Origin of the sequence: Ligilactobacillus acidipiscis DSM 15836, from assembly GCF_001435755.1 — a bacterium.
Taxonomy (GTDB): domain Bacteria; phylum Bacillota; class Bacilli; order Lactobacillales; family Lactobacillaceae; genus Ligilactobacillus; species Ligilactobacillus acidipiscis.
Map to the genome: position 1 here is coordinate 1 of NZ_AZFI01000330.1, position 724 is coordinate 724.

Sequence of the window (724 nt, forward strand, 5' to 3'; positions counted from 1 at the left end):
TTAGTGTTGCACTTAACTTGACAATTGAGGGAAAAATTTATTCAACTGATCGTTTTAACCAAGGCATCTTTTCACGCATAAATGGAACGACCCAGTGATCTAAACCAATTTTACCAGCATTGTAACCCGCAACCAAGATCAAAAAACCAAGAATGATGTATGTTGGATTAACCGAGATAGTACCAGCAAAAACGTAAGCAAAGTTCATAACAAGTCCGAAGAATGCAGCGGCCGTTGTTAATGTTCCAAGTAACAAGCCAAGTCCAACTAAGAGTTCACCCCAAGCAACCATGAAGCTGAAAACGTTGATGTTAGGCATCACAAAGCTCTTCAAAAATGGTGTATACCATGGAAAAGCCTGTGCACCATGAGGATCCATAACGGGGTTGGCTATTGCGCCAGCAACAAATCCCTTAGCACTAAAACCACCAGTGACTTTGCCGATGCCGTCCATTAACCATTCGTAACCTAGATATAAACGGATGATAGTGATGACCCACATCCCGCTTTTACTATTGCGTAACCATTTGACCATAAATAATTCCCTCCCAAAATATAAATTAAAATTAATGCAACTTCATTTTATCACATATTAAAAAAATTAAAAATATCAATTATTTTTTATATATTGTACAACCGAAATTGTTAAATGCCTATTACAAAACCTTTTCTAATTAAGTAAATGTTTTTACCATAAGCTTTAGTACGCGTGGTGCTAGTTCGT

At 36.9% G+C, this 724-nt stretch carries 1 protein-coding gene; it reads right to left on the reverse strand.

The genetic code is table 11. The annotated features are described in order from the left end of the window. Positions 1–37 precede the first annotated feature (37 nt). Positions 38–535 carry a DoxX family membrane protein gene (locus tag FC65_RS10965; protein WP_010497830.1) on the reverse strand — a complete coding sequence of 166 codons (498 nt, stop codon included), beginning with the start codon at positions 533–535 and terminating at the stop codon, positions 38–40. Positions 536–724: the final 189 nt, after the last annotated feature.